Here is a 3,325-nt window from a genome sequence, read left to right as displayed (position 1 = left end):
AGTTTTTTTGACGGTTTTATTCTTCTTTTTGTTTTCCTCGTTGAGATTTCTTTTCTTCACCATATAGTAGTATTTGTTTCTGCTCAGGCCCCAGGCCTCGAGGATACCGTTGATGCCCAGAGCGTTTTTCATTTCACGATGAACCGCAGCCTGTTCTTTGTGTGGCAGTTGATTAAATTCATCAAGTGAAATAATATCCATGTTGCCAATACCTCCTACAATTATTAGACTAATTCCATTATTGCCCCAACCGTCAATTAATATAACTTCAACTTCAACCATGCTTTAATAATTATTTGTCAGCACTAAACAACAAAATAGAAAATGATCTTCAGCATCGTATGCATTCGCATACAACTGCCGAGCACATCCGGGTATGAAGCACAGCAGAAAATTTCAAACGGCAAGGTTGCAGTAGAAAGTCAGTCAAATACAACGATCCGGTTATATGCTGCAAAGCTACTTTTTCTTGAGCTGACGGTATAAATACCCAAATAGAGTATAAGCTAATGGCATATATCGCCTTGTAGGGTGAAGTAATCACACCAAAAACCAGAAGTGTTTATCTCCGGCCTGGAATGCTGGGTTGGATTGAGCTTGTTTTAAGGAGGTTTAAGCAACTTATGAACAACCAGGTTATATTGTGGTCTATGTTGGTTCTTCCCTGGGCAACCCTGTTTTTCATAAACAAAAAGGACCTCAAGCGCTTTATGCCGGTGACACTGTTGTCTATAGTCACCACCTCGATCATCATGGAGTCCGGGATTACACTGGGGTTGTGGAATATCCGCCAGACCGTCTATCCTCTTAATCAAACCATACCCTATATATACGGCCTGGCCCCAGTAGTGACCCTGTGGTTGTTTAAATACACCTACCAGCGCTTCGGGTGGTTTCTAGGTATTGACGCTGTCTTCAACCTGTTTTTCGCCTTTGTTTTCACTCCCTGGCTGGCCAGCCGCGGCATCAAGGACTTCATGACCAGCAGTCTGACCCTGTTCCTCATCATCACTGCGTTATCGCTATTGTTATATCTTTACCAGATGTGGCAGGAGGAAGGGCTTTCAAACAAGAGCCTGCTTTATTCCCGGCTGCAGACGGCCAACAAACCCGACTACCGCCGCGATGAGCAACACTGATAGTCATAAGCGATCCCACAGCCGGTGTGATAAAGATCTCCAACCAACATAAACAGCCAATTATGCAACACTATACGAATACCCGATTACATGGCTTGTTCGTAGATAGCCATCACTTCTTCAAGGTACCCTTTGCGAGGATTGGTTAAACACACAATATCTTTAAGAGCATTTTGCGACATGGTTTCGATGTCCTGGTACTGAACGCCCAATTCCCGAAGCCTTAAGGGCAGTCCGACCGTTGAGGCCAGTTCCATGAATGACTGGGAAAAAATATCTACTGCTTCAGACTTGTTATGAGCGGTTTTATGCAGGGTCTCACATATTTTGATGAGGCGCTGTTCAGGTATGGAAGGGGCGTTGAATTCCAGAACGTGAGGGATCAAAACCGAATTATTGTTGCCGTGAATTGTGCTATAATGGCCTCCCAGCTGATGCGCCAGAGCATGAACATATCCCAACCCGGCGCTGTTGAATGCCGAGGCCGCCATAAAGCTGGCGTACATCATCTTTTCCCGGGCTTCCAGATCATAACCATTCTCATAGGCCCTGGGCAGGTATTCGAAGACTATTTCCAGGGCTCCTAAAGCCAGGGCATCTGTGGTAGGTGAGGCCTCTGTTGAAACAAAGGCTTCGATAGCGTGCGAGATCACATCGATTCCGGAAGTGGCCGTAACCTCCCGGGGCATCGAACTCATGAACAAGGGGTCGTTCACAGATATATAAGGGGTCATCAGGGGCGAAGATATGGTCATCTTTACCTTTCTGGATTCGTCGGTGATGATGGCCGTCATGGTCAATTCGGCGCCGGAACCGGCGGTGGTGTTTATGGCAATCAACGGGACCGGGGGTTTGGTAATCTTATTCCACCCTTCATAATCGATGATCGAGCCTCCATTGGTTGCCACCGTGGCAATGGCTTTGGCGCAGTCATGGTTGGTGCCGCCACCTACGGATATTATCATGCTGTAGTCCCTGCTTATATCCAATACTCCCTGATCACAATAGGACAGACCGTCCTCAACGAAAGAGACGGTCGGATTAGGATGAAGTATCCCGTCAAAAACATCATGGGATATAAAAAGGTTGTCAAGGATTTTTTCCACCTGTTCCACATAACCCAGACTGATCAGGTTTTTATCGGTCACGATCAAAGCCTTGCCCAGCTTCATGGGCAGCAGTTCGTTGGGGAGGTCCTTAATGGCACCCACACCGATAAGATTGGTTTTGGGCAGATAAAAATTATGATTGTTTTCCAAAGCCATCACTCCAGTTTGTATTCTGGAGTTAGTTTGCCTTATTGCCTGAGTAAGTATGATGACTCATGATCTGTAATCAAACTCAAAATTTACATCAGATCAATTAAACCTGCGAGTCATATCATTGATGTCATTTGCCGGGGGCAGGTCATGAAATGATTAATCTGAAGATTCCAATCTGCGCAGATGAAACACCCCCTGGTGGCCTTCAATATTAAGGCGGAATTTTGCCGCCTCATTGCCATTCCAGGAGGCCCGGCAGTCAACCTTAAGCACACGGTTTGAAAAACATACCGGCACAGTCTGCCGCCGGGAGAGGCGGCTGAAATGAAACAGATCGTCATATAGCCGGCGGCATTCCGGAACGGTGCTTTCCGCCAGGCTTTTGATCAGATTGTAGCTTTGAAAATAGGCGGTAAATGCTCCTGCCCAGCCCTGAATAACCGCCATCTCCAGATAATCACGCAGCCTCTGGCGTCCGGCCGGCTCCACAACATCATAAGGCAGTTCCACCTCCATGCCCATGCCATAATGGCGGGCGATATGGCCGGCGCATTTCAACAGGTAGCGCCGGGGGCGCAGAGCCGGCTGCCAGAAAGCATGGGAGGGTTGCAGGGCGACCCCGTCAAAGCCGGCCCGGCTGAACTCGGTAATCCAGCTGGAAGTGATGCCGGGGATGGCAAAGGAACGCAAACCGTGTGCCTTGCACAGCCTGGGAAAAGCATGCAATACCCCGTCGTTATAGCTACCCTGCTCAGTCATATAATAGAAGCCCGCCAGCTTGAGATGGTGAAACCCGGCCCGCCTCCAGCGTTCCACCAGTTCTTGCATGGCCCAGCGGGTGGCCTCAATGCGGTGGCTTTCCTCAGCCAGGGAGTAGCCGGCATCCCAGTCGGTGCAGCGGGGGTCGGCAGTTGGAATGCACAA

Annotated in this window: 4 protein-coding genes; 1 reads left to right on the top strand and 3 read right to left on the bottom strand. The window is 48.5% G+C overall.

From position 1 onward, the window contains the following. Nucleotides 1-201 (bottom strand): hypothetical protein (locus tag B3W37_RS01680; RefSeq protein WP_483174592.1); only part of this gene is annotated, 201 nt, incomplete at its 3' end. A gap of 422 nt (nt 202-623) precedes the next feature. On the opposite strand from B3W37_RS01680, the gene B3W37_RS01675 reads away from it, so the two are divergent. Further along, on the top strand, nt 624-1,139 hold the full coding sequence (locus tag B3W37_RS01675) for a hypothetical protein (RefSeq protein WP_483174590.1): 516 nt from the start codon (nt 624-626) through the stop codon (nt 1,137-1,139). An 86-nt stretch (nt 1,140-1,225) separates the two neighbouring features. Here the strand turns inward: B3W37_RS01675 and B3W37_RS01670 are convergent, their stop codons facing one another. Together B3W37_RS01670 and B3W37_RS01665 are read right to left on the bottom strand one after the other, a co-directional pair. After that, nucleotides 1,226-2,404, bottom strand: a complete 1,179-nt coding sequence (locus B3W37_RS01670; protein ID WP_483174594.1) for an iron-containing alcohol dehydrogenase — start codon at nt 2,402-2,404, stop codon at nt 1,226-1,228. Nucleotides 2,405-2,557: 153 nt separating this feature from the next. Continuing rightward, nucleotides 2,558-3,325: DUF4855 domain-containing protein (locus tag B3W37_RS01665; protein WP_483174589.1), on the bottom strand; the 768-nt coding region annotated here is incomplete at its 5' end.

Source organism: Syntrophomonas sp. UBA5494, assembly GCF_002426325.1.
The sequence above is the reverse complement of the archived record's forward strand: the minus strand, read 5'-3'. Positions and strand labels throughout refer to the sequence as shown.

What these genes read in the sequence shown, in the direction of transcription:
- B3W37_RS01675 (WP_483174590.1), top strand. Translation starts at nt 624, where the DNA reads ATGAACAACCAGGTTATATTGTGGTCTATGTTGGTTCTTCCCTGGGCA.
- B3W37_RS01670 (WP_483174594.1), bottom strand. Translation starts at nt 2,404, where the DNA reads ATGGCTTTGGAAAACAATCATAATTTTTATCTGCCCAAAACCAATCTT.